This is a genomic window from Achromobacter animicus, assembly GCF_040775605.1.
Lineage (GTDB): Bacteria > Pseudomonadota > Gammaproteobacteria > Burkholderiales > Burkholderiaceae_B > Achromobacter > Achromobacter animicus.
Map to the genome: position 1 here is coordinate 3,905,187 of NZ_JAYGJK010000001.1, position 20,993 is coordinate 3,926,179.

Annotated in this window: 24 protein-coding genes; 11 read left to right on the top strand and 13 right to left on the bottom strand. The window is 67.0% G+C overall.

The features are described 5' to 3' along the window. Nucleotides 1-17 precede the first annotated feature (17 nt). Nucleotides 18-977, bottom strand: a complete 960-nt coding sequence (locus tag AB3147_RS17845; protein ID WP_175123523.1) for a tripartite tricarboxylate transporter substrate binding protein BugE — start codon at nucleotides 975-977, stop codon at nucleotides 18-20. Nucleotides 978-1,005: 28 nt separating this feature from the next. Then, nucleotides 1,006-2,463 carry an N-acyl-D-amino-acid deacylase family protein gene (locus AB3147_RS17850; RefSeq protein ID WP_367352596.1) on the bottom strand — a complete coding sequence of 486 codons (1,458 nt, stop codon included), beginning with the start codon at nucleotides 2,461-2,463 and terminating at the stop codon, nucleotides 1,006-1,008. An 89-nt stretch (nucleotides 2,464-2,552) separates the two neighbouring features. Here AB3147_RS17850 and AB3147_RS17855 point away from each other — a divergent pair, with 89 nt between their 5' ends. Continuing rightward, nucleotides 2,553-3,518, top strand: coding sequence for a LysR family transcriptional regulator (locus AB3147_RS17855; RefSeq protein WP_367352597.1), 966 nt, complete (start codon nucleotides 2,553-2,555; stop codon nucleotides 3,516-3,518). 51 nt (nucleotides 3,519-3,569) lie between these two features. Here the strand turns inward: AB3147_RS17855 and AB3147_RS17860 are convergent, their stop codons facing one another. Genes AB3147_RS17860 through AB3147_RS17870 form a run of 3 tightly spaced genes read right to left on the bottom strand, consistent with a single transcriptional unit; the run spans nucleotide 3,570 to nucleotide 6,128 of the window. Further along, nucleotides 3,570-4,016, bottom strand: coding sequence for an SRPBCC family protein (locus AB3147_RS17860; RefSeq protein WP_175138420.1), 447 nt, complete (start codon nucleotides 4,014-4,016; stop codon nucleotides 3,570-3,572). A gap of 57 nt (nucleotides 4,017-4,073) precedes the next feature. Further along, complete coding sequence (locus tag AB3147_RS17865; RefSeq protein WP_175123527.1) at nucleotides 4,074-4,904, bottom strand: phosphoenolpyruvate hydrolase family protein; 831 nt, start codon at nucleotides 4,902-4,904, stop codon at nucleotides 4,074-4,076. 12 nt (nucleotides 4,905-4,916) lie between these two features. After that, the gene (locus AB3147_RS17870; RefSeq protein ID WP_367352598.1) at nucleotides 4,917-6,128 is read right to left on the bottom strand and encodes a Tm-1-like ATP-binding domain-containing protein; all 1,212 of its coding nucleotides are present in this window, start codon (nucleotides 6,126-6,128) and stop codon (nucleotides 4,917-4,919) included. 161 nt (nucleotides 6,129-6,289) lie between these two features. On the opposite strand from AB3147_RS17870, the gene AB3147_RS17875 reads away from it, so the two are divergent. Both AB3147_RS17875 and AB3147_RS17880 read left to right on the top strand, forming a co-directional pair. After that, nucleotides 6,290-6,937, top strand: a complete 648-nt coding sequence (locus tag AB3147_RS17875) for a TetR/AcrR family transcriptional regulator (protein WP_239215820.1) — start codon at nucleotides 6,290-6,292, stop codon at nucleotides 6,935-6,937. A gap of 136 nt (nucleotides 6,938-7,073) precedes the next feature. Further along, a complete protein-coding gene (locus tag AB3147_RS17880) occupies nucleotides 7,074-8,738 on the top strand; it encodes a CehA/McbA family metallohydrolase domain-containing protein (protein WP_367352599.1) in 1,665 nt (554 codons plus the stop codon). A gap of 112 nt (nucleotides 8,739-8,850) precedes the next feature. Here AB3147_RS17880 and clpB read toward each other — a convergent pair whose 3' ends face one another. Further along, nucleotides 8,851-11,457, bottom strand: a complete 2,607-nt coding sequence (gene clpB / locus AB3147_RS17885; protein ID WP_175123530.1) for an ATP-dependent chaperone ClpB — start codon at nucleotides 11,455-11,457, stop codon at nucleotides 8,851-8,853. A 138-nt stretch (nucleotides 11,458-11,595) separates the two neighbouring features. On the opposite strand from clpB, the gene AB3147_RS17890 reads away from it, so the two are divergent. The 7 genes from AB3147_RS17890 to AB3147_RS17920 all read left to right on the top strand — a co-directional run bounded on the left by AB3147_RS17890 (nucleotide 11,596) and on the right by AB3147_RS17920 (nucleotide 16,192). Next, on the top strand, nucleotides 11,596-12,030 hold the full coding sequence (locus AB3147_RS17890; RefSeq protein ID WP_367352600.1) for a gamma-glutamylcyclotransferase family protein: 435 nt from the start codon (nucleotides 11,596-11,598) through the stop codon (nucleotides 12,028-12,030). Between the two features lie 97 nt (nucleotides 12,031-12,127). Continuing rightward, a complete protein-coding gene (gene fnr / locus AB3147_RS17895; RefSeq protein ID WP_175123532.1) occupies nucleotides 12,128-12,856 on the top strand; it encodes a fumarate/nitrate reduction transcriptional regulator Fnr in 729 nt (242 codons plus the stop codon). A 14-nt stretch (nucleotides 12,857-12,870) separates the two neighbouring features. Then, nucleotides 12,871-14,040, top strand: coding sequence for a hypothetical protein (locus AB3147_RS17900; protein WP_239215773.1), 1,170 nt, complete (start codon nucleotides 12,871-12,873; stop codon nucleotides 14,038-14,040). Nucleotides 14,041-14,115: 75 nt separating this feature from the next. Then, nucleotides 14,116-14,553, top strand: a complete 438-nt coding sequence (locus tag AB3147_RS17905) for an ArsR/SmtB family transcription factor (RefSeq protein WP_175123534.1) — start codon at nucleotides 14,116-14,118, stop codon at nucleotides 14,551-14,553. Continuing rightward, nucleotides 14,454-14,903: an SRPBCC family protein gene (locus AB3147_RS17910; RefSeq protein WP_367352601.1), complete on the top strand. Its 450-nt coding sequence runs from the start codon at nucleotides 14,454-14,456 to the stop codon at nucleotides 14,901-14,903. Before AB3147_RS17905 ends, AB3147_RS17910 begins: the two co-directional genes overlap by 100 nt. A 79-nt stretch (nucleotides 14,904-14,982) precedes the next feature. Continuing rightward, complete coding sequence (locus tag AB3147_RS17915) at nucleotides 14,983-15,684, top strand: DUF899 domain-containing protein (RefSeq protein ID WP_239215770.1); 702 nt, start codon at nucleotides 14,983-14,985, stop codon at nucleotides 15,682-15,684. After that, nucleotides 15,635-16,192, top strand: a complete 558-nt coding sequence (locus AB3147_RS17920) for a hypothetical protein (RefSeq protein WP_367352602.1) — start codon at nucleotides 15,635-15,637, stop codon at nucleotides 16,190-16,192. Before AB3147_RS17915 ends, AB3147_RS17920 begins: the two co-directional genes overlap by 50 nt. On the opposite strand, the gene AB3147_RS17925 is transcribed toward AB3147_RS17920, so the two are convergent. From AB3147_RS17925 to AB3147_RS17955, 7 genes are all read right to left on the bottom strand, one after another. Then, entirely contained in the window at nucleotides 16,173-16,505 is a 333-nt protein-coding gene (locus tag AB3147_RS17925; protein WP_367352603.1) for a 2Fe-2S iron-sulfur cluster-binding protein, read from the bottom strand. The genes AB3147_RS17920 and AB3147_RS17925 overlap by 20 nt on opposite strands. Nucleotides 16,506-16,529: 24 nt before the next feature. Continuing rightward, nucleotides 16,530-17,117, bottom strand: a complete 588-nt coding sequence (locus AB3147_RS17930; protein ID WP_367352604.1) for an NUDIX domain-containing protein — start codon at nucleotides 17,115-17,117, stop codon at nucleotides 16,530-16,532. 85 nt (nucleotides 17,118-17,202) lie between these two features. Then, nucleotides 17,203-18,456, bottom strand: a complete 1,254-nt coding sequence (locus AB3147_RS17935; protein ID WP_367352605.1) for an Hsp70 family protein — start codon at nucleotides 18,454-18,456, stop codon at nucleotides 17,203-17,205. 76 nt (nucleotides 18,457-18,532) lie between these two features. After that, nucleotides 18,533-18,856 carry a hypothetical protein gene (locus AB3147_RS17940; protein WP_175123541.1) on the bottom strand — a complete coding sequence of 108 codons (324 nt, stop codon included), beginning with the start codon at nucleotides 18,854-18,856 and terminating at the stop codon, nucleotides 18,533-18,535. A 140-nt stretch (nucleotides 18,857-18,996) separates the two neighbouring features. After that, the gene (locus tag AB3147_RS17945) at nucleotides 18,997-19,221 is read right to left on the bottom strand and encodes a DUF3820 family protein (RefSeq protein WP_175138444.1); all 225 of its coding nucleotides are present in this window, start codon (nucleotides 19,219-19,221) and stop codon (nucleotides 18,997-18,999) included. A gap of 5 nt (nucleotides 19,222-19,226) precedes the next feature. Next, complete coding sequence (locus AB3147_RS17950) at nucleotides 19,227-19,775, bottom strand: cysteine hydrolase family protein (protein WP_367352606.1); 549 nt, start codon at nucleotides 19,773-19,775, stop codon at nucleotides 19,227-19,229. A 10-nt stretch (nucleotides 19,776-19,785) separates the two neighbouring features. After that, complete coding sequence (locus tag AB3147_RS17955; protein WP_367352607.1) at nucleotides 19,786-20,265, bottom strand: OsmC family protein; 480 nt, start codon at nucleotides 20,263-20,265, stop codon at nucleotides 19,786-19,788. A 301-nt stretch (nucleotides 20,266-20,566) separates the two neighbouring features. Between AB3147_RS17955 and AB3147_RS17960 the strand changes: the two genes are divergently transcribed. Further along, the gene (locus tag AB3147_RS17960) at nucleotides 20,567-20,992 is read left to right on the top strand and encodes a copper resistance protein NlpE (RefSeq protein ID WP_175123544.1); all 426 of its coding nucleotides are present in this window, start codon (nucleotides 20,567-20,569) and stop codon (nucleotides 20,990-20,992) included. Nucleotide 20,993: the final 1 nt, after the last annotated feature.

Sequence of the window (20,993 nt, forward strand, 5' to 3'; positions counted from 1 at the left end):
CCGCGTTTCCCGAGTCCCTACTGCAGCTTGATCTGCGCCCGCTCGATCACCGTCTTCCAGCGATCGCGTTCGGTGCTGATCTGCTCACCAAACTGCGCCGGCGTGTTGCCCAGCGGGAACGCGCCGGTCTCTTCCATCTTTGCCGCGGTCGCCGGATCGCGCACCGCACGCGCAAAGGCATCGGCCAGCTTGTCGCGCACGTCGGCCGGCATGTTGGCCGGCCCCACCACGCCGTACCAGGCGGTCACGTCGTAATCCTTGTAGCCCTGCTCGGCAAAGGTCGGCACGTCGGGCAGTCGCGGATTGCGCGCCGTTCCGGTAATCGCCAGGGGTTTCAGGTGATTGCTCTTGACGTACGGCAGCGACGACGGAAAGTTGTCGAAGATCACCGGCACCACGCCGCCCACCGTGTCGGTCAGCGCCGGCGCCGAACCACGATAGGAAATGCTGTTCATCTTGCCGCCGATGATCTGCAGGAACCAGATCATGCCCAGGTCGTTCACGCCGCCTGCACCCGCGTTCGCGTAGCCGTCCTTGCCCGGATTGGCGCGCACGTGGGTCACGAACTCGGCCAGCGTCTTGGCCGGGAAGTTCGGATTCACGCTCAGGATGTTGGGGCTGGTCACCAGGTTGCTGATGGGCGTGAAGTCCTTGACCGGGTCATAGGCCAGGTTGGGAAACAGGTGCGGCGCCGTGCCGTGCGTGCTGACGGTGGCCAGGCCCACGGTGTAGCCGTCCGGCTTGGCGCGCGCGGTGGCCGTCATGCCGATGGTGCCCGACGCGCCCGTGCGGTTCTCTACGACAATCTGCTGGCCCAGAATTTCGCCTGCCTTGGCCGCGGCCACGCGGCCGACGATGTCCGTGGGACCGCCCGCCGGGAACGGCACGATCAGCGTGATGGGGCGGTCGGGAAAGGCGGCGTGAGCGGCCGGCAGCGCGGCGGCCAGCGCCAGGGCGGCGCAAGTCTTGCGGATCATGATGTTGGGTCTCCTGGTACGGCTGTTGTTATGGAAGGGTTTGGGCCGCGGCCTGATCGCGGCGAAGAATGCGGCCGGGCCGCGGGGTGTCTGCCGTGGCCGGAAAAACCGGCGTGCCATTGACCAGCACGTGCTCCACGCCGGCAGACGCGAGCGTCGGCGCTTCCCAGGTGGCGCGATCGATCACCGTATCGGCATCGAACACCACAATGTCCGCCCACGCGCCCACGGCAATCCGGCCACGGTCCGCCAGCCCGAAGACGCGGGCCGGCAGCGCGGTCATCTTGGCCACCGCCGCCTCCAGCGTGACAAGCTGCGCCTCGCGCACGTAGCGCCCCAGCACGCGCGTGAAACTGCCCCACAGCCGGGGATGCGGATGCGCGTCATTGGGCAGGCCATCGGACCCGACCATGCAGCATTCGTGCTGAAAGATGCGGCGGACCTCGTTCTCGTCCATCGCGAAATAGATCGCCCCGGCCGGGCACAGGCGTTCGGCCGCCGTGGTCTTGTCGCAGCCCCAGCGCGCCGCAATGTCGCTCAGGTACTCGCCGTTGCATTCGGGGTGCGGCGTCGACCACGTGATGCGGATGTCGTCGATGGTGTCGGCGCGCTCCGGGATCAGGATGGTGGAGCTGCCGGGATACGGGTAGATATCCAGCGCCACGTCCACGCCCTCGGCGCGGGCACGGTCGATGTTGGCCAGCGTGGCGACGCTTTTGCCCCAGTTGCGCGGCATCATGCACTTGTGATGCGACAGCACGGTCGCGCAGCCGGTGTTGCGGCCGATGGCCAGCACCTCGTCGACGGCCGCCTCGACCGCGTCGCCCTCATTGCGGATGTGGCTGGTATGCATCGCGCCGCGCGCCGCCGCCACGCGGGCCAGCCCTTCCAGTTCGGGCGGCTGCGCCACCCCTCCGGGTTGATACGCCAGACCGGTACTGAAGCCCACGGCGCCCGCGTCCAGCGCGTCGGCCAGCATCTGCTGCATGGCGGCTTGTTCGTCGGGCGTGGGCTGAGCAGTCGGATCGCGCATTGCGGCAAGACGCAGGTTCGCGTGGCCCACCAGCGCGGCCACATTGATGACCGGCTGACGCTCGCGCAGCTCGTCGAAGTAGTGCGTCATGCTGGCAAAGAGCGGCGTCTCGCCCAGCAGCGCCAGCGCCGCCGCGGTGTTGCCCGGCAGCGGTGCGGGCGCACCGCTGACGCCGCAATTGCCCACGACAACCGAGGTGATGCCCTGGCTCGTCTTCCACGCCAGATCGGGCTTTTCCACGAACATCAGGTCGTCGTGACCGTGCACATCGATGAAGCCGGGCGCCACGATCTTGCCCGCGACGTTCACGCGCGTGGCCGCGGGCACCTTCGACAGGTCCCCGATCGCCGCAATGCGTTCGCCCGCCACGCCCACATCGGCGCGCCTGCGCGGACCGCCTAGCCCGTCGATGAGCCAGCCGCCTTCGATGATCAGATCCAAAGTCTCCTGCATGGTGTTCCTGCCTTGGTGAAGGACCTAGTATCGTCCGCGCGATCAATCTGGAAAAATTGTTTTTATTGATCCATCTATCGCGTTTTGAAATGCATCGCCTGCCCAAGCACGTCACCTTGAAGCACCTGACCGCCTTTGTGGCGGTAGCCCAGGAGTCCAGCTTCACGCATGCCGCCAAACGCCTGTTCCAGACGCAGTCGTCCGTCACCAGCCTGGTGCGCCAGCTTGAAGACGCGCTGGGCACCCAGCTCTTTGCGCGCACCAGCCGGCGCGTGCTGCTGACGCCGGCCGGCGAGGAATTCCTGCCGCGCGTCATGCGGCTGCTGGCGGATTTTGATGGCGTGATCGAAGACGTGGTGCGTTTTGGCGCGCTGGAACGCGGCCGGGTGGGCGTGGCGGCCGCGCCGTCGGCCATCACGCAGCTCATCGCGCCCGCCGCCGCCGTGTTCGCGGCGCAGTATCCGGCGGTGCGGCTTTATCTCAGCGACGACAACTCCGGCCGCATCCAACGCAAAGTGGCCGCGCGCGAGGTCGATTTCGGGCTGACCAGCCGCTGGGCCGACGCCCCCGGCCTGCAGTTCGACGCCTTGCTCGAAGACCGCTTCGGCGTGCTCTACCGCCAGGACGACACCACGCTGCGCCCGGGGCGCGACGGCGCCATGCGCTGGTCCGACCTGACCGGCCGCAAGCTGGTTGGGGTGGTGGATGAAACGGGCATCATGGCCCTGCTGCGCGCCCGCGCCGACCTGCCCATCGAGGCGGCGGCGCCGTTCTATGAAGCATCGAGCACCACGTCGCAGGCCGCGCTGGTCAAGGCAGGCATGGGCGTCGCGCTGCTGCCGGCGCTGGCCGCGCAACGCGTGATGGAGCCGGGGCTGGCCTACGCGCTGCTGGCCCGGCCCACGGTGGTGCGCACGCTATGCATCATCCGCAATAAGGAATATCCACTGAGCCCGGCCGCGCAGGCGTTGATCGCATCGATCCACGACTACCTGCGCACGGCCCAACTGCCCGCAGGCTGCCGCCGCCTGTCCGCCACACGGTGGAAGCACTAGGTGCGCGGGTGTCACCCGCGTGCTGACCGGCGCCGCCCCTGCGATCGGGTATCAGACACCCGCGCGCAGCTTTTCGTCCAACGCGGCCAATCCCGCCGCGAACACGTTCTGCCCGACCGCCGCAGCCACATCGTTCAACGCTGCCCCCTCGACGCGGAAATCGGCCCACCATTGCACCAGCGTGCCGCCGCCCTCGGTGACCGGATGCAGCGACACCCCCGCGACATAATCGCGCATCGGAAGATCCGTCTCGATGATCGAATACCGCAGCTCGGTATTGGGATCGTCCAGCATCAAAAGCTGCTCCCGCACGAAACCGGAAGGCTTGAGCGTCAGATGCCGCACCGAGCCCACGGCGTCATGGCGGCCGCCCGCTTCCAGCCGGCTCTCTGCGACGCCGGGATGCCAGCCTGCCAGGCCGTTGAAATCCCGGAACAGCGGCCAGACCTTGTTCAATGGCGCGTGGACGACAGCGGTGATGTGTACGGTATGCGGCATACGGGCTCCGTTAAACGCAATGCGTGTCGAATAAGCCGAAAACTGCGGCGATGGGGATCAGAAGGTCAGGTTCTTGAATTCACGCGTGGCGGCCGTCAGGGCCTGTTCGGTCGGCAGGCGTTCCATCGAGCTGGCGCCATAGAAGCCGTGGCAATGCTTGCACGCGCGCAGCACGTGGGCCGCATCGTCGGGCGTCGCGATCGGGCCGCCGTGGCACAGCACGATGATATCCGGGCGCACCGCCAGCGCGGCCTCGGCAATACGGTCGATGGCGCCCACGCAATCATCCAGCGTCAGCGCCGTTTCAGCGCCAATGGACCCGCCGGTGGTCAGCCCCATGTGCGCCACGATGATGTCCGCGCCTGCGCGGGCCATGGCGACGGCGTCGTCCTCGTTGAAGACGTACGGCGTCGTCAGCATGCCCTTTTGATGCGCCAGACGGATCATGTCGACTTCCAGCGCATAGCCCATGCCGGTCTCTTCAAGATTGGCGCGGAAGTTGCCGTCGATGAGGCCGACAGTGGGAAAGTTCTGCACGCCGGCAAAGCCCTGCCGTTTCAGGTCGTCCAGGAACACGTCGAAGTCGCAGAACGGATCGGTGCCGTTCACGCCGGCCAGCACCGGCGTCTTCTTGACCACCGGCAGCACTTCGCGGCCCATGTCCACGACGATCTCGTTCGCGTTGCCGTAGGCCAGCAGGCCCGCGAGCGAGCCGCGGCCCGCCATGCGGTAGCGGCCCGAGTTGTAGATCACGATGAGGTCGATGCCGCCCGCTTCCTCGCACTTGGCCGACAGCCCGGTGCCCGCGCCCCCGCCCACGATGGGCGTGCGCGCGCGCACCATGGCGCGAAACTTGTCCAGCAGTTCGTTACGGTCAAAACGCGGCATGGCGGCAGTCCTTCAATGTCCGGCAATTTCAAGAAAGTGGTCGACCGCCGTCCTGGCGAACAGCGGATCGTTGATGTGGCAAGGCACGCGGATCAGGCGGCGGTCCGCCGTCTGCCGCAGGTTGGCCTCCAGCGCGGCAAACAGCGCCGCGTCGGCCTCGGGATCCCAGAACGCCTGGCCCGGCGCATCCAGCGCGGACACGCCGCCCTCGGGAATCAGGAAGCGCACCGGGCCGTCGCAACGGTTCAGCCGGTCGGCGATCCATTCGCCCTGCCGCGTGTTTTCCTCTGCGGTCGTGCGCATCAGCGTGACCTGCGGGTTGTGGGGATAGAAGCGTCGGGCGCGGTAGCGTTCGGGCACGGTGTCCATCGCGCCGAAGTTCACCATGTCCAGCGCGCCGCACGACCCGACATAGGGCGCGCCCGTGCGCGCCACCGCGCCAAAGCGGTCATCGGTGCAGGCCAGCACGCCGCCGAACAGCAGGTCGCAGACCTCAGTCGTGGTCAGGTCCAGCACACCGGCAAGCAGGCGGCTGTCCAGCAGCTTTTCCATCGACTGCCCGCCCGTGCCAGTGGCATGGAACACCAGGCAATCAAACTGCGACTCCAGGAGCGGCGTGACTTGCTGCACGCAGGCCGTGGTGACGCCGAACATGGTGATGCCCACCGCCGGCCGGCCATCGTCAGCCGCCGCGGCCGACGACTGGCGGAACGCGCCGCCGATCGCGCCGGCCGCATTGGCCAGCACGCGGCGCGAGATGCGGTTCAGGCCCGCCACGTCGGTCACGGAATACATCATCGCGATGTCCGACGGCCCCACATACGGCGCGACATTGCCGGACGCCATCGTGGACACCATCACCTTGGGCGTGCCGATGGGCAGCGCGCGCATGGCCGGCGTGATGAGCGCCGTGCCACCCGAGCCGCCCAGGCCCAGCAGCGCGCCGATTTCCGCGTTACCGGCGGCGTAGCGCTCGAACGCAAGAGCCATGGCCGCAATCGCCGTGCCCCGGTCGCCCGTGAAGACCGCCGCGGCGCCGTCCGGGTGGCTGCGCGCGACCTCTTGCGCCGAGACCTGCGCGGCGCTGGGCGCGCCCGAGGTCGAGACATCCACCGACACCACGTCCAGCCCCTCGCGCCGGAGCAGATCCGCCACGTAGTCGGCCTCGTGGCCCTTGGTGTCGTAGGTCGCGGCGACAAAGACCCGCTGCTTGGTATGCGTCATGACTCCTCCGCGGGCGGCTACACTGCGTGCGCGCCTCGATATGTGAGGCCAAAGGCCCGTAGAATCCAGAAATGAGACGAAAGAATCATACTGAGACACCTGTCTCACGTCAATCCGAATCCCCCGCCCGCAAGGCGTCCTCGGCAGCGGCCGGCACGAAGCTGATCGCCCCCGCCAGCCCGCAGGCAGCCGCCAGCGGCGAACCTCCGCACGGGCCGCGCGCCCGGATGCGCAAGACCCTGCTCGACGCCGCCCAGCAATTGATGGCGCAAGGCGTCACGCCCTCGGTCGCCGAGCTGGCCGAACACGCGCAAGTCTCGCGCGCCACCGCCTACCGCTACTTTCCCAGTCAGAGCGCGCTGATCGCCGCCGTGGTGGACGAAAGCCTGGGCCCCATCCTCGCGTGGAATTCCGATGCGCCCGACGCGGCGGCGCGCGTCGACGAGCTGTTGCGCTTTGCGTATCCGCGGCTGGCGGCGCACGAGGCGCCGCTGCGCGCTGCCATTCAGGTGTCGCTGCAACAGCATGCGCAGGCCAGCGCCGGCAAGGCCGGCGCCGAGCCCCAACTGGTGCGCGGCCACCGCGTCGACATCCTCAGGCGCGCCATCGCACCCCTGGCCGCCGACCTGACACCGGCGCAGCAGGACCGCGTCGCGCAGGCGCTGTCGCTGGTATACGGCACCGAGGTGTTCCTGGTGCTCAAGGACATCTGGAAGCTCGACCTGCCCGAGGTCACCGATGTGGTGCGCTGGACCGCGAACGCCATCATCACGCAGGCGCTGGCCGAAGGCCGAGCCGCAAAAAAATAGCTGCTGAAGACAACGCCAGGCGCACGGAAAACGACATCCGGCGCGCCACTGTCATTCCCACGTCATTCCCCGCCCGCATAGTTGCGCGCTTTGCGGCATGCGCGTTGCATGCCGACATGACGTTGGAGTGTTGTAGATGCAGTTCGAAGTATCCCGCCTGCGGCGAGCCCTCATGCCCTTGTCGCTGGCTTGCGTGACCCTGCTGAGCGCTTGCGGTGGCAGCGATGACGATGACGAGGTGGTCACCCCTGAGCCGACGCCGCCCGTCGTGACCGACCCGACGCCGCCCGCAGAGCAACCCAAGCCGGTCGAAACGGGTGCGTGGTCCACGGGCGATCTGCACGTGCACACGTTCCAGTCGGACGACGCGCAGGTCAGCCTGGAAAGCGCGCTGGATCAGGCGTTCGACCGCTACAAGCTGGACTGGGCCGCCATCTCGAACCATCTGCGCCTGTCCGCCCGCGACCATACCGGCGTCAACCTGCCCGGCGGATCGATCCCGTTCTCGCAAGGCATGGCGCAGTACGAAGTGCCCTACATCAAGCAGGCGCAGGCCGCGGGCCGCTACGCCGGCAAGATCATCTTCTCGTCGTTCGAATGGGACATGCCGACGCATGACCACGTGAACATCGGCATCGGCTACAACGATCCGCAGTCGCCCAAGTCGCTGGAGGCCGTGGCCGAGTTCGAGTACCTGTTCACCAACCGTGATCCCAACCTGTTCGACCCGCTGCTGGTCTCGCGCCTGTCCGGCGAAACGCGCGCGTTCACCACGCACGCCGACTCGCTGGCCGCGCTGAAGTGGCTGCGCGACAAGTACCCCGACAGCTACATGCTGCTGAACCACCCGTCGCGCTACGCGGGCAAGTACACGATCGCCCAGCTGCGCGAGATGAACGACCTGGCCCCGAGCGTCTTCTTCGCGATCGAAGGCATGGTCGGCAACCAGATGGAGCCGGACCGTGGCGGCTACGCCACCGCCTACACCAACGCCTTCCTGCCCAACCGCACCTATGGCGGCGCCGATTACCTGGTCGCGCACCTGGGCGGCACGTGGGACGCGCTGCTGGGCGAAGGCCGACGCATCTGGAACGTGGCCGATTCGGACTACCACTTCCGCACGAGCCAGGGTCTGTACAGCAGCGGCTACGCGCCCGGCGAATACTCGAAGACGTACGTCTGGAAGGACGGCGACGACATGGCGGCCGTGGTCACGGGCCTGAAAAGCGGCCGCATGTTCGGTGTCTTCGGCGACCTGATCGACGCGCTGGACTTCCAGGCCAAGGGCGCGGCCGGCGCCGTGCACATGGGCGGCGAACTGCAGGCGGCCAAGGGTGAAACCGTCGAGGTCACGATCCGCTTCCGCAGCCCCGAGCGCAACAACTACGAGTACCCGATCGAAAGCGGCAACCCCACCTACGTCAAGCCCACCGTCAACCACGTGGACCTGATCGTCGGCGACGTGACCGAACGCGCCGCACCCGGCACCCCGGAATACGACGCCGACACCAACCCCACGACGCGCGTGCTGGCCCGCTTCACCAAGGCCGACTGGAAGGTCGACGAAGATGGCTACAACGTCATCACGACCACGATCAAAGCCGACAAGAGCCAATACCTGCGCCTGCGCGGCACCAATCTTGGCGTGGACGTGGCAGGCGAAACCGCAGCGGGCGAACCGCTGCCGGACGCCAAGGTCGATTTTGCCGACAACGCGGCGCGCTTCAACGCCATCAACGCCCGCAACTACAACGATCTGTGGTTCTATTCGAACCCGGTGTTCGTGACGGTCGCGAAGTGATGTGATTGCCCAGCGCCGCGCCGATCTGTTCGGAGCGGCGGCGCTGCGGCGCTACGGCGCAGACAAAAAAATGCCCGGCTACGCGCCGGGCATTTTGCTTATTGCAGCGCGATCACTGCAACGTGCGGGTGAAGACGAACTGGCCATCCTGCCAATCCACCGGGACCACGTCGCGCGGACCGAACCTGCCTTCCAGGATCAGGCGCGCCACCGGGTTCTCGATCTGCTGCTGGATCGCACGCTTCAAGGGGCGCGCGCCAAACACCGGATCGAAGCCGGAGCGGGCCAGTTCGGCCAGGGCCGGTTCCGTCACCTCCAGCCGCATCTCCTGCTTTTCCAGGCGCTCGCCCAGACGGCGAAGCTGGATGCGGGCGATGGACTCGATGTGCTGCGCTTCCAGGCCATGGAACACCACCACTTCGTCGATGCGGTTCAGGAATTCGGGCCGCAGCGTCTGCTTCAGTTCATCCCACACCACTTCCTTGACCACGTCGTACGGCTGGCCAGCCAGCGTCTGGATATGGTGCGAACCCAGGTTCGACGTCATGACGATCACCGTGTTGCGGAAGTCGACGGTGCGGCCCTGGCCATCGGTCAGGCGGCCGTCGTCCAGCACTTGCAGCAGCACGTTGAACACGTCCGGGTGCGCCTTTTCGACTTCATCGAGCAGCACCACGCTGTAGGGCTTGCGCCGCACGGCCTCGGTCAGATAGCCGCCCTCTTCGTAGCCCACGTATCCGGGCGGCGCGCCGATCAGCCGCGCCACCGAATGCTTCTCCATGAACTCGCTCATGTCGATGCGGATCATGTGCTCTTCAGAGTCGAACAGGAACTCAGCCAGCGCGCGCGTCAGCTCGGTCTTGCCCACGCCGGTGGGGCCCAGGAACAGGAACGAGCCATACGGCCGCGCCGGATCCGCCAGCCCCGCACGCGAACGGCGGATGGCGTCGGATACGAGGCGCACGGCCTCGTCCTGACCCACCACGCGCTTGTGCAGGAACTCTTCCATGTGCAGCAGCTTTTCGCGTTCGCCCTGCATCATCTTCGACACCGGAATGCCGGTGGCGCGCGACACGACTTCGGCGATTTCCTCGGCGCCGACACGCGTGCGCAACAGGCGCGGACGCGATTCGTCGCCTTCGGCGTTTTCGGCGGCCTCGGCAGCGCCCACCTCGGCGGCCTTCAGACGTGCCTCAAGATCCGGCAGCTTGCCGTATTGCAGCTCGGCCAGCTTGTCGAATTGGCCCTTGCGCTGCAGTTCCGCCATTTCGGCGCGGACGCTGTCGATCTCTTCCTTGATGGCTTGCGTGCCTTGCACCGCGGCCTTCTCGGCCTTCCAGATTTCCTCGAAGTCGTTGTACTCGCGCTGCAGCTTTTGCAGCTCGTCCTCGATGACGCCCAGGCGGCGCTTGGAGGCGTCGTCCGTTTCCTTCTTGACGGCCTCGCGCTCGATCTTGAGCTGGATGATGCGGCGGTCCAGCTTGTCCATCACTTCCGGCTTGGAGTCGATTTCCATGCGGATGCGCGCACCGGCTTCGTCGATCAGGTCGATGGCCTTGTCGGGCAGGAAGCGGTCGGTGATGTAGCGATGCGACAGCTCGGCGGCCGCGACGATGGCCGGGTCGGTGATCTCGACGCCGTGGTGGATTTCGTAGCGCTCCTGCAAGCCGCGCAGGATGGCGATGGTGGATTCCACGTCGGGCTCGTCGACCAGCACCTTCTGGAAGCGCCGCTCAAGCGCCGCGTCCTTCTCGATGTACTTGCGGTATTCGTCCAGCGTGGTGGCGCCGATGCAATGCAGCTCGCCGCGCGCGAGCGCCGGCTTGAGCATGTTGCCCGCATCCATCGCGCCTTCGGCCTTGCCCGCACCCACCATGGTGTGCAGCTCGTCGATGAACACGATGTTGCGGCCGTCGTCCTGGCCCAGCTCTTTCAGCACGGCCTTCAGGCGCTCTTCGAACTCGCCGCGGAACTTGGCGCCCGCCAGCAGCGCCGCCAGGTCCAGCGACAGCACGCGCTTGCCGCGCAGGGTCTCGGGCACTTCGTCGTTGACGATGCGCTGCGCCAGGCCTTCGACGATGGCGGTCTTGCCGACGCCGGGTTCGCCGATCAGCACGGGGTTGTTCTTGGTCCGGCGCTGCAGGATCTGGATGGTGCGGCGGATTTCGTCGTCGCGGCCGATGACCGGATCCAGCTTGCCCTGGCGGGCGCGCTCGGTCAGGTCCAGCGTGTACTTGGAAAGGGCCTCGCGGTTGGCTTCGCCTTCCGCGCCCGACACGTTCTCGCCGCCGCGCACGGCGTCGATCGCCGCTTCCAGGGCCTTTTTCTGCAGGCCCGCGTCGCGCAGAATGCGGCCGGCTTCACCCTTGTCGTCGGCCAGCGCGAGCAGGAAGAGTTCGCTGGCGATATAGGTGTCACCGCGGCGGGAGGCTTCCTTGTCGGTACGGGTCAGCACGCCCTGCAGGTCGCGGCCCACCTGCACGTTGTCTTCGCCCTGCACCTGCGGCAAGCCCTTCAGGGCGGACTCCAGGGCCGGGCCCAGTCGGTTGACCGCCACGCCGGCACGCGCCAGCAAACTGCCCGCGCCGCTGTCGGAATCCGACAACAGGGCGGACAGCACGTGGACAGGTTCGATGTAGGGGTGGTCGTTGCGGGCGGCCAGACTTTGGGCGTCTGCCAACGCTTGTTGAAACTTGGTCGTCAGTTTGTCGAATCGCATAATGGTCGTATTGGCTTGTGGGGAGCCTGACCGATCCGTGCCGGCTGGCTCGATAACCTGAATATGTGGCCGGGTGAGACAATTTCAACACCCGGCGCCTCTCATGGTCTTCTTCGACGTGCACCAGCAAACAGAGCAATGAGCATATACGTTTTTGTGTACGGCACCCTACGGGCCGGCGAAATCAACGACCTCGCCCGGGCGGCCGCAGCGCGCGGTTTGCCGGCCGCCAGCCACGTCGGCGCGGCCAGCGTGCCCGGCATGCTGGTCGATTTTGGCGACTGGCCCGGGCTCATCCCCGTGCAGGACGGCCGGCGCGTGCGCGGCGACGTTTTCCAGGTGGAACCGGCGTTGATCGCCCTGATGGACGAGATCGAAGAATACCAGCCCGGCAAGCCCTGCTGCTTCGTGCGCCGCACGGTTACCGCCCGTCTGGAAGGCGCCGGCCCGACCAGTCTGCTGCCCTGCGAGTACTATCCGATCGACCCCGCGTTTCGGGCCGCGGCGGTCGATATCGCCGGGGAAGACTGGATTGCTCATCGCCTTTCCAGAACAAAGCAGGACGCCCGGTAAGACACCCGTAGTAACAACGGACTACAATAGACGCCTGTCTCGTGCTTCACACCCGTTCCGGCGCCCGCCGTGCAATGGGCACTCTAAAGGTCATCGTATGCAAAAACGGGTCCCCATTGCCCCTGATGCCGCCCACTGTTCCACGTGCATGCTGGGTCACGTCTGCGTTCCCGTGGGCATGGCAGCCGCCGAAGTCGAAAAGCTGGACGAACTGGTCAAAGAGCGCGTCCGCGTGGAAAAAGGCAAGACGCTCTTTTCGCTGGATCATCCGCTCGACGCCGTCTACGGCGTGCGCTTCGGCAGCTTGAAAACGCAACTTGAAGACGCCACCGGCCAGATCCAGATCACCGGCTTCCATCTGCCCGGCGAGATCGTCGGCATGGACGGCATGCTGGATGGCAAGCACGTGTCGGCCGCCGTGGCGCTCGAAGATTCCGAGGTCTGCGTCATCCGCCTGAACGAAGTCGATCGCGTCGCGTCGCACCTGCCGTCGCTGCAACAGCAATTCCGCCGCCTCATGAGCCGCGAGATCACCCGCTCGCACCAGATGCTGGCGTCGCTGGGCTCCATGCGGTCGGAACAGCGCCTGGCCGCATTCCTGTTGAACCTCTCGCAGCGCTATGCGTCGCTGGGCTACTCGTCCACCGAGTTCGTGCTGCGCATGAGCCGCGAAGAAATCGGCAACTATCTGGGCCTGACGCTGGAAACGGTCAGCCGTCTGTTCTCGCGCTTTGCCCGCGACGGCCTCATCAAGATCAACCAGCGCGAAGTCCGCATCCTGGACCTGCCCGCGCTCAAGCAACTGCTGGGACTCGAAAGCTGCTGAGGGGTCGCCGCGCCATGCGCCGCGCGCCTGCCACATCCCTGACCCGCACGGCGCTGGCGGCCTCGCTCGCCCTGGCCACCCTGCTGGCTTGCGGCGCTGCGCATGCGCAGACGCCGCTGCCCGACCCCTACGACTACGACGAAGCCACGCCCGTGCCCAAGCGCGCGGCGCCGCTGCGCTGGCAGGCGGTTGAATTGGGCCGCCCCGGAAACCGGTACAAGATGCCGGTCTACGCCAACCGGGATCTGGCCAAGGACGACCTGCGCGGCATCAAGCAAGTGCTCATCGTCATCCACGGCGTCAAGCGCGACGCCGACAACTACTACGAAACCGCCGCCGCGCTGGTCGCCGCCGACCCGGCGCGCGCCGGCGACACGCTGGTGCTGGCCCCGCGGTTTTCCGGCTCGATCGACTCGGGCTTCGCGGGCATGGCCGCCTGGCGCAAGGCCAGCTGGGAAGACGGCCAGGAAAGCGTCCAGGCCACGGGCCGGCCCGCCCCCGTCACCTCGTTCCAGGTTCTGGACGACCTGCTGCGCAGCCTGGACGACCGCAAGCGCCTGCCGTCGCTCGCCGGCCTGGTGCTTGCCGGCCATTCGGCCGGCGCGCAGTTAGTGCACCGGTATGCCGTGCTGAACAACGTGGACGGGGTGTTGCGCCGCGACGGCCTGACCCTGCGGTACGTGGTCGCCAACCCCTCTTCCTACCTGTACCTGACCAACGAACGGCCACGCGCCGACGGCAAAGGCTACGCGCCCTACGAGCGCGGCATCTGCCCCACCTACAACCAGTACAAGTACGGCACGGACAAGCTGCCCGCCTACGCCGGCGAATCCGACGATTCCCGCCTCTTCGTGCGCTACGCGGCGCGCGATGTGGTCTACCTGCTGGGCGGCGCGGACAACAACCCGGAGCACCGGCTGCTGGACAAAGCCTGCGGCGCCGAAGCCCAGGGCGCCACCCGGCTCGCGCGCGGCACCGGCTATGTCCAGTACGAGCACGTGCTGGCCGCCCGAGGCTCCAAGCCCGTCCCCCTGCGTCACAGCGCCTTCGAAGTCGGCGGCGTGGGCCACGACGGCAAGCGCATGTTCGGCTCGGTCTGCGGCGTGCGAGCGCTGCTGGGCGGCGACGCCCCGGCCAGCAACACCGCCGCGGCCTGCGACATCATCAAGCCGCGCGGCAAGTAACGCGCTTCACCCCTAGGGAAAGTCCGAAGCCATCGCGCTTGACACGCGCTGGTGGCAGACCTAAAACTTAACCTTATGGTTAAGTTAAATGATGATGCTCTCGATGCCATCTTCTCCGCGCTGGCGGATGGCACGCGCCGCCGGGTGCTGGCGGACCTGGAACAGGGCTCGGCCTCGGTCAGCACGCTGGCCCGACCCCACGCCATGTCCCTGCCCGCCTTTATGAAACACCTGCGGGTGCTGGAAGAGGCCGGCCTCATCGCGCGCGCCAAGGACGGGCGGGTCGTGCGCTGCACGTTGTCTCCCGAACCCATGCGCGCCGCCGCCGGCTGGCTGGCACGGTACGAAAGGTTCTGGACCGGCCAACTGGATTCGCTGGCGCGATATCTCTATCACGAAGAGGAAATCCACCCATGGAAAACCGAATCTCCCCCCTCGAGCTGCGGCTCCAGCGCCGCTTCGACTCCCCCGTCGAACGCGTCTGGCGAGCCTGGACCGACCCGCAAGCGCTGATGCGCTGGTTCGGCCCGGCGGGCACGCAACGCGTGTTGCTGGCCGAAACCGATGTGCGGGTGGGCGGCGCTTATGAAGTCGGCTTCATCACCGCAGACGGCGGGGAACACTACGCCAGCGGCCGCTACCAGGAAGTCGCGCTGCATCGCCGTCTGGTGTTCACCTGGGCATGGCGCGACACGCCGCAGGAAACCTCACTGATCACGCTGGACTTCACCTCGGCAGACGGGGGCACCGAGCTTGCCTTCCTGCAGACACCGTTCGTCGACGAGCCCACCCGCGACGGCCACGAGAATGGCTGGTCCGGCGCCATGGACCGGCTGGCGGACCACCTGGCCGGCAAGGCCTGAACCTGGCGCCCCGGACCTGTCCGCCGGATCCGAACTTGACCCCCGGGTCCAAGCGCCCGGCACGCAAAGGAGACGCACGATGCAAACCGATCATCCCGTCGTATCCCGCCCCCAATGGACCGTTGCCCGCGAGGCGCTGTTGCGGCGCGAAAAGGAACTGACCCACGCCTCGGACGCCCTGGCCCGCGACCGCATGGCGCTGCCGTGGGTGCGAGTGGACAAGCCCTACGCCTTTGAAGGCGCGCACGGCATGCAAGGTCTGGATGCCCTGTTCCAAGGCAGGCGCCAGCTCATCGTCTATCACTTCATGTTCAGTCCGGACTGGGAGGACGGGTGCGTGGGCTGCTCGCTCCTGGCCGATCACCTGGACAGCGCGCTCATGCACCTGCGGCACCACGACGTGACGGTGGTGGCTGTCTCGCGCGCGCCGTATGCCCGCCTGGCCGCCTTCCAGGCCCGCATGGGCTGGCAGTTTGACTGGTACTCGTCAGCGGACAGCGATTTCAATTTCGACTTCGAAGCCTCCGTGCCGCAGGCGGATGGCGCCGTCGAGGAACGTCCAGGGGCCAGCGCGTTCTTCCGTGATCCCGACGGCGAAATCTTTCACACCTACTCGGCCTTCGAACGCGGCGTGGAGCGCCTGGCGGGGGCCTACAACTACCTCGACATCGCGCCGCTGGGCCGCAACGAAAACGGCCCGTACTTCGATGTTCGCGACTGGGTGCGCCACCATGACCGATACGGCGACACCCCGCGCCAAGCCTGCCACGACCACCGCTAGGCCGCGGGCCACGGCCGGCATGGCTGGCCTGTGGCTGGCGTGCCTGGCGGCCATGGGCGCCGGACTGATTGTGGACACGTGGCGCACGCCCGCCGCGCTGTTGGCCAGCGAGTGCGGTGCGCCGGGAACGCTGGCGCAACTGGCATGGCGGCACGTCGAGCTGATGCCGGCCAGCTCGGCCGCGATGGCGCTGGCGGCGCTGCTGCCCTGGTCCCAGCTGTCCGGGACTCGATGGCCCTGGGTTCAATTGCTTTGGTCCCGCGTGCCTCAGACCCGATGGCTCTGGCTGCGGCTGCAAGCCGGCGAACCGCCGCTGGCAAGCCGGGTGCTCTGCCTGGTCCTCATGGCGATCGGTATGGTGCTGGGCGCGCGCCTGGGCGTTCAGACAGCGCAGGCGCTGGGCGCTGCGCCGTTTTGGGGAATGGTGCTGGGCATGGCGGCAGGAATGGCCGCAGGCATGGCGGCGACCCTGTTGCCGGTCGCCGCGGTCAGCGCCTGGCGCCGGTAAGCGGGCGAACCGCGGGCGGCGCCGTCTCGATCAACGCAGCGCCGGGGGCCTGGATTTCCAGCGCCGACGTCGCCTGGGCCACGCACGGCAGGATCCAGCCCTCTTCCTTTTCGTCGCGCGACAGGCCGGGCCATTCGATGCCGTACACGATCGATCCTTCCAGCATCAGGCACATGCAGGCGCGGCAGGTGCCATTGCGGCACGAACTGGGCAGCTTGATGCCCGCAGCCTGCGCCGCCAACAGCACGGACGTGCCGGCCGGCGCGTCAAAGCGCAGGCCCGAGGGCTGGACGAGAACCGGGTGCGAGCACATCGTCGTCAGACTGCCCGACGCCGCTCAGGCGACGTTGTCCTGCCAGTCCAGCTTCCAGGCGCCGGACAGCACATTCTGCATCCACAGTACGCAGGTCAGCGTCTTGGCGTCGGTGACCTCGCCCTGGCTGCACGCCGCCAGCAGCTCCTCGGGCTGCTTGCTGATGACATCCAGAAATTCATCCTGGTCGAGCTGGCGCTCGCCTGCCCGCAGGCCACGCGCAAAGAAGATGTGAATGATTTCAGTGGAATAGGCGATGGCCAGATGCAGGGCGCCCGCGTGGGCCCATTGGCCGGCGGTGTAGCCCGTTTCCTCCAGCAGTTCCCGCTTGGCGCACACCAGCGGATCCTCGCCCGGATCCAGCTTGCCCGCGGGAAATTCCGTCATCACGCGGCCGACGGGATATCGGAACTGCCGCTCGAGCAGCACCCGGCCATCGTCGAGCAGCGGAATCACCACCACCGCCCCCGGGTGCACCACGTACTCGCGGATACCGGTATGGCCGTTGGGCAGGCTGACGGTATCGCGGCGGATCTTCAGGAAGCTGCCGTCATACGGGGCCTCGCTTTGGAGGAGCGTTTCGACGAGATGGGTATCGGCGGGTCGGGTCATGAGGACGTCTGGATCGGAAACTGAGAGGGGCGGCGAGCCGTTGCCGGCTCGCCTGGCAGCTTACCACCGCCCCGCCGGCGGCCGGTCAGCCGAACTTGCGCGCGGCATCCAGCGCAAGACCCGCGCCGATGCTGCCGAACAGGTCACCTTCCACGCTGCGCGCCTCGGGCACCAGCCGGGACACGCTTTCGCGCAGGCGCGGCACACGGCTTGAGCCGCCCGTGAAGAACACGGTATCCACGTCCGCCGTCGACACGCCCGCATCGCGCAGCAACTGGCCCACGGTGGTCTCGACCTTGTCGATCAAGCGTCCCACGCTCGCGTCGAACGAGGGGCGCGTCACCTCGACACCCAGATCCGGCGCGATGCGCGACAAGTCGATGCGCGCGGCGGGCGCCTCGGACAGCGCGATCTTGGCTTCTTCCACCTGCACCGCCACCCAGTGTCCCGCACGCTCCTTCACCAGGTTCAGCAGCAAATCGATCTTCTGGCGGTCGCCGGCCTCGGCGCGGATATAGGCAAAATGCTCGGCCGCCTTGCGCGTGTAGGCCTGGTTGATGGTGTGCCAGCAGGCCAGGTTGCCGTATTGCGTCGACGGCACGTCCTTGCCGCTGCGCAACTGGCTGCCCAGGCCCAGCAGCGGCATCACGTGCGCCAGGCTCAATTGCTTGTCAAAATCCACCCCGCCGATATGCACGCCGCCGTAGGCCAGGATGTCGTCGCGGCGGTCCGGCTTGGCCGCGCGGTCCGGCCCCAGCCGGATCAGCGAAAAGTCCGACGTCCCCCCGCCGATGTCGATCACCAGCACCAGTTCCTCGCGGCTGATCTGCGATTCATAGTGGAAGGCGGCGGCCATCGGCTCGAACTGGAACTCGATGTCGGTAAACCCGACGTTGCGCGCGATCTCTTCCAGCGTGTCCTGCGCCGTCTTGTCGGACGCGGGATGGTCATCCACGAAAAACACCGGACGGCCCAGCACGGCACGGGTAAAGCCGCGCCCGGCGGCGGTCTCGGCGCGCGCCTTCAATTCAGCGATGAAGCGCGTAAGCAGGACACGGAAAGGGATGGAACGGCCCTGCACTTCCGTCGAGCCGTCGATGAGCGAGCTGCCCAAGAGGCTTTTCATCGAGCGCATCAGGCGCCCGTCGTAGCCCGCCAGGTAGTCGGAGATGGCCGCGCGGCCATAGCTGACCTCGGCGTCCTCGTCGTGAAAGAAGATGGCCGACGGCAAGGTGGTCTTGCCGTCCTCCAGCGCGAGGAGCGCGTGTTGGTCGGGACGGCTCCAGCCGACGGTGGAATTGGAGGTGCCGAAGTCGACGCCGCAGGCGGTGGAAATCATGGGAATTCAGGCGCTTAGAGCAAAACGGCGCACAAGTGTACCCGCTCTGGCTCCGGCCCTGGATTCCCCTGGGGGCTTATTGCTGCTGGCGGCGCTGTTCCAGTTCGCGCAGGCATTGCTCGACGCCGGCCTGCATTTGCGCATTCGACGTGGCTGCGCGGTCCGACACCGTACGGCAGCGCTGGAATTCGGCCTGGCTTTGGGGCGTGTCGCGGATCGGCGCGGGCGGCGGGGCTTCGGGCGTCACGGTCATGCGCAGCGTCGAGGGTGGCGACAGGCTGCCCTGGGCCGAGGGAAACTGCATCTCCTGCGTGGCGCCGGGCGCGACGTTCTGAGCCTGGGCAGCGCCCGCCGCGCACAAGGCGGCAAACAGGAAAGCGGATACGTGTTTTTTGTTCATGGCGACCTCGGTTAGATGAGTCAGCGCCCGGGCCGAGGGCCGGGCGCACCGCCTAATCGTATCCCCGGTGGATGGCAGGCGTCGTGCCAAGACGCAACATCATCCCCGCCAGTTGTTTCCTGCGGTTTCCGCGGCGGGTCTCAGGATGCGCGCCGGGTCTTGCGCAGCGGATCCAGCAGCGATGACAAGCCGTTGTGATCCAGTTCGTGCATCAAGGCCAGCAAGCGGCCCAGCTCTCCCGGCGGAAAGCCCTTGCGCGCGAACCACGCCAGATACGGTCCGGGCAGGTCGGCGATCAACCTGCCCTTGTACTTGCCAAACGGCATGTCGCGCGTCACCAGCAGCGCCAGCAGTTCGGGATCCATCACATTCATCGCGACGCACCGCCGGTAAAGAGATCAGCGGCCGCCACAGCGGCGATCTTCACACCGAAGCTGGAAATGGCCGGCAACGTGGCGTTGTGATGCGCCCGGATCTGGCCGCCGTCCGCATGAGGCTTGTCGTGCGTGGTATGCGCGTCGGCCGCCAGCGTGACCGCCAGCCCCAACCCCGCCGCCCGCCGCACGGTCGTGTCCACGCAGAACTCTGTGGCGTACCCGCACACCACCAGATGCGTAACGCCCCGCTCCGCCAACACCTGCCCCAATTCCGTTCGCAGAAACGAATCAGGTGTCGTCTTGCGGACACGGAAGTCGTCGGCGGCCGGCGCGAGGCGCGTATCCAGGTCCCACCCCGGCTCTCCATGCGCCAGTTCGGACCCGGGACTTTCATGCTGGACGTAAACGACCGGCGCAGCGGCCGCACGGGCACGTTCGGCCAACGCATTGATGCGGGCCAGCACCTGCGCGGCCTCGAAGGGCGGCGGCGAGGTTTCGAACAACGCGCGTTGCACGTCGATCACGATCAGGGCGGATGTCATGGGAATGGCGTCAGGTGGAGGACTGGATCACAATGCGCGGCTCGCACCGTACCGGAAAATTCACCGAATTGGCAATGAAGCAGAAGTGGTGCGCGCGTTCGTGCAGCTGTTCCGCCAGCGCGGCGTCGTCACCCGCGCCGATGGTGACCTGGGGCCGCAACGTGACCGATGCAAACGCGCCGCCGCGTTCGGGATCTTCCTGCATGACGCCTTCGGCCTCGTCCCGATAGGCCTGCACGGTCACTCCTTCCACCGCGCACAGGTGCAGATACCAGAGCTTGTGACACGCCGATAGCGAGGCCACCAGCATGTCTTCGGGATTCCAGCGCGAAGCATCGCCACGGAAGGCGGGGTCCGACGATCCCGGCACGTCGGGCTTGCCCGCGGCCTGGATGACGTGGTCGCGGGAATAGGCCGCGTAGCCGGCCGTACCGGCGCCGGTGTTGCCGGTCCATTCGACGGTAACGCTGTAGTGATGTTGGCCTTTCATGCTGTAGTCCTGTTGCCTTGTGGTTCCGTTGCCTGGTGGTTCTGTTGCCTCGTGGTTCTGTTGCCTTGCGCCTGGCGGCCCTGTCGCCTTGTGCCGCTATCGCTGCGCCGGCAGCCTAATGCCGCCTCACGCGCAAGGAAGGCCGAGCTTAGCGCACGCCTGGCCGCGTCGGTTGGATGTTTATGACACGCATCGGCCTTACATCCCGTTTCAGCATGGGCCCGTTACTGTCCGTATCGTGAGGACGCGTCTGGCCATCTGAGATCAGCCAATAAGCCAGTCCGTCACACAGGAGCTCGCCATGATGAAAACCACCCTGACCTGCACCCTGAGTCTTGCGCTGCTCGCCGGCTGCGCCCCGTCAAAGCCCATCACCGCCCGATCGGTGCCGGTAGACCACCACACCTCCCGCGACTCCCTGGACTGGCCCGGCAGCTACGAAGGCACCCTGCCCTGCGCCGACTGCCCCGGCATCCGCGCCCGCCTGACGCTGATGAAGGATGGCCGCTACGAAAAGCTGACCCAGTACCTGGACCGCCAGCCGCAGCCCGAGATCGTGACGGGCACCTTCAGTTGGGAGTCTGACGGCAGCACGATCCGGCTGGACGCCGCAGGCGATAGCCAGCGTTACTTCGTCGGCGAGAACCAGGTAACGATGCTCTACCGTGACGGCACGCGCCCCACCGGCCCGCTCGCGGCGCATTACGTGCTGCGCCGCGTGCAATAAG

What these genes read in the sequence shown, in the direction of transcription:
- AB3147_RS17960 (WP_175123544.1), top strand. Translation starts at nt 20,567, where the DNA reads ATGATGAAAACCACCCTGACCTGCACCCTGAGTCTTGCGCTGCTCGCC.
- AB3147_RS17920 (WP_367352602.1), top strand. Translation starts at nt 15,635, where the DNA reads ATGACCGATACGGCGACACCCCGCGCCAAGCCTGCCACGACCACCGCT.
- AB3147_RS17850 (WP_367352596.1), bottom strand. Translation starts at nt 2,463, where the DNA reads ATGCAGGAGACTTTGGATCTGATCATCGAAGGCGGCTGGCTCATCGAC.
- AB3147_RS17910 (WP_367352601.1), top strand. Translation starts at nt 14,454, where the DNA reads ATGGAAAACCGAATCTCCCCCCTCGAGCTGCGGCTCCAGCGCCGCTTC.
- AB3147_RS17870 (WP_367352598.1), bottom strand. Translation starts at nt 6,128, where the DNA reads ATGACGCATACCAAGCAGCGGGTCTTTGTCGCCGCGACCTACGACACC.
- AB3147_RS17945 (WP_175138444.1), bottom strand. Translation starts at nt 19,221, where the DNA reads ATGGATCCCGAACTGCTGGCGCTGCTGGTGACGCGCGACATGCCGTTT.
- AB3147_RS17860 (WP_175138420.1), bottom strand. Translation starts at nt 4,016, where the DNA reads ATGCCGCATACCGTACACATCACCGCTGTCGTCCACGCGCCATTGAAC.
- fnr (WP_175123532.1), top strand. Translation starts at nt 12,128, where the DNA reads ATGCAAAAACGGGTCCCCATTGCCCCTGATGCCGCCCACTGTTCCACG.
- AB3147_RS17930 (WP_367352604.1), bottom strand. Translation starts at nt 17,117, where the DNA reads ATGACCCGACCCGCCGATACCCATCTCGTCGAAACGCTCCTCCAAAGC.
- AB3147_RS17935 (WP_367352605.1), bottom strand. Translation starts at nt 18,456, where the DNA reads ATGATTTCCACCGCCTGCGGCGTCGACTTCGGCACCTCCAATTCCACC.
- AB3147_RS17905 (WP_175123534.1), top strand. Translation starts at nt 14,116, where the DNA reads ATGGTTAAGTTAAATGATGATGCTCTCGATGCCATCTTCTCCGCGCTG.
- AB3147_RS17940 (WP_175123541.1), bottom strand. Translation starts at nt 18,856, where the DNA reads ATGAACAAAAAACACGTATCCGCTTTCCTGTTTGCCGCCTTGTGCGCG.
- AB3147_RS17955 (WP_367352607.1), bottom strand. Translation starts at nt 20,265, where the DNA reads ATGAAAGGCCAACATCACTACAGCGTTACCGTCGAATGGACCGGCAAC.
- AB3147_RS17845 (WP_175123523.1), bottom strand. Translation starts at nt 977, where the DNA reads ATGATCCGCAAGACTTGCGCCGCCCTGGCGCTGGCCGCCGCGCTGCCG.
- AB3147_RS17865 (WP_175123527.1), bottom strand. Translation starts at nt 4,904, where the DNA reads ATGCCGCGTTTTGACCGTAACGAACTGCTGGACAAGTTTCGCGCCATG.
- AB3147_RS17925 (WP_367352603.1), bottom strand. Translation starts at nt 16,505, where the DNA reads ATGTGCTCGCACCCGGTTCTCGTCCAGCCCTCGGGCCTGCGCTTTGAC.
- AB3147_RS17915 (WP_239215770.1), top strand. Translation starts at nt 14,983, where the DNA reads ATGCAAACCGATCATCCCGTCGTATCCCGCCCCCAATGGACCGTTGCC.
- clpB (WP_175123530.1), bottom strand. Translation starts at nt 11,457, where the DNA reads ATGCGATTCGACAAACTGACGACCAAGTTTCAACAAGCGTTGGCAGAC.
- AB3147_RS17880 (WP_367352599.1), top strand. Translation starts at nt 7,074, where the DNA reads ATGCAGTTCGAAGTATCCCGCCTGCGGCGAGCCCTCATGCCCTTGTCG.
- AB3147_RS17890 (WP_367352600.1), top strand. Translation starts at nt 11,596, where the DNA reads ATGAGCATATACGTTTTTGTGTACGGCACCCTACGGGCCGGCGAAATC.
- AB3147_RS17950 (WP_367352606.1), bottom strand. Translation starts at nt 19,775, where the DNA reads ATGACATCCGCCCTGATCGTGATCGACGTGCAACGCGCGTTGTTCGAA.
- AB3147_RS17900 (WP_239215773.1), top strand. Translation starts at nt 12,871, where the DNA reads ATGCGCCGCGCGCCTGCCACATCCCTGACCCGCACGGCGCTGGCGGCC.
- AB3147_RS17855 (WP_367352597.1), top strand. Translation starts at nt 2,553, where the DNA reads ATGCATCGCCTGCCCAAGCACGTCACCTTGAAGCACCTGACCGCCTTT.